Here is a 1670-nt window from a genome sequence, read left to right on the forward strand (position 1 = left end):
CTCTAGTCACTTCTATTAAAAGTTCCTAAAGTCTTTCTCCTTAGAAAGGAGGTGATCCAGCCGCACCTTCCGATACGGCTACCTTGTTACGACTTCACCCCAGTCATTAACCCTACCTTCGACTGCTGCCCCCTTTTCAGGTTGGCTCACAGGCTTCGGGTATTGCCAACTCCCATGGTGTGACGGGCGGTGTGTACAAGACCCGGGAACGCATTCACCGCAACATTCTGATTTGCGATTACTAGCAACTCCGACTTCATGTTCTCGAGTTGCAGAGAACAATCCGAACTGGGATCGGCTTTTTGAGATTTGCTTGAGGTCACCCTTTCGCTTCTCTTTGTTCCGACCATTGTAGCACGTGTGTAGCCCAAGTCATATAGGGCATGATGATTTGACGTCATCCCCACCTTCCTCCGATTTATCATCGGCAGTCCCTCTAGAGTTCCCGCCTTTACGCGCTGGCAACTAAAGGTAAGGGTTGCGCTCGTTGCGGGACTTAACCCAACATCTCACGACACGAGCTGACGACAACCATGCACCACCTGTATTACTGTACCCGAAGGTAAAGGCATATCTCTATACCGGTCAATAATATGTCAAGACTTGGTAAGGTTCTTCGCGTTGCTTCGAATTAAACCACATGCTCCGCTGCTTGTGCGGGTCCCCGTCAATTCCTTTGAGTTTCATACTTGCGTACGTACTCCCCAGGCGGAGTGCTTATTGTGTTAACTACGGCACCGAAATTACTCCCGACACCTAGCACTCATCGTTTACGGCGTGGACTACCAGGGTATCTAATCCTGTTTGCTCCCCACGCTTTCGTTCCTCAGCGTCAGTTTATGGCCAGTAAGTCGCCTTCGCCACTGGTATTCCTCCTAATATCTACGCATTTCACCGCTACACTAGGAATTCCACTTACCTCTCCATATCTCAAGAATTACAGTTTCACATGCTTGCAGAGGTTAAGCCTCTGAATTTCACATATGACTTGCAATTCCGCCTGCGAACCCTTTACGCCCAGTAATTCCGGACAACGCTAGCCCCCTACGTATTACCGCGGCTGCTGGCACGTAGTTAGCCGGGGCTTCCTCCTATGGTACCGTCACTATCTTCCCATAGGACAGAGCTTTACGATTCGAAAACCTTCTTCGCTCACGCGGCGTCGCTGCATCAGAGTTCCCTCCATTGTGCAATATTCCCCACTGCTGCCTCCCGTAGGAGTTTGGACCGTCTCTCAGTTCCAATGTGGCCGTTCACCCTCTCAGGCCGGCTACTGATCGTTGCCTTGGTAAGCCGTTACCTTACCAACTAGCTAATCAGACGCGAGTCCATCTTTGACCGCTATACGCTTTGATTACATTTTCATGCGAATTTGTAATTTCATTGGGTATTAATCACAGTTTCCCGAGGCTATCCCCATGTCAAAGGCAGGTTACTCACGTGTTACTCACCCGTCCGCCGCTAATCCAGAACATCTTCACCCCGAAGGGTTTAGGCGTTCTTTCATCGCTCGACTTGCATGTGTTAGGCGCGCCGCCAGCGTTCGTCCTGAGCCAGGATCAAACTCTCAATTAAAATTTTCAAATTTAAATCCCTTAGCTCGTCACTTTACTGACTTTTTCCGCTAAGCTTGTTGCTTATTCTCTTACACTATTTAATTATCAAAGTTG

General features: G+C 49.1%; 1 rRNA gene. It reads right to left on the bottom strand.

The annotated features are described in order from the left end of the window. Positions 1-44 precede the first annotated feature (44 nt). Positions 45-1575: ribosomal RNA gene (locus tag EF514_RS10660) — 16S ribosomal RNA — on the bottom strand. Positions 1576-1670: the final 95 nt, after the last annotated feature.

Origin of the sequence: Anaerosphaera multitolerans, from assembly GCF_004006535.1 — a bacterium.
GTDB classification, from domain to species: Bacteria; Bacillota; Clostridia; order Tissierellales; family Peptoniphilaceae; genus Anaerosphaera; species Anaerosphaera multitolerans.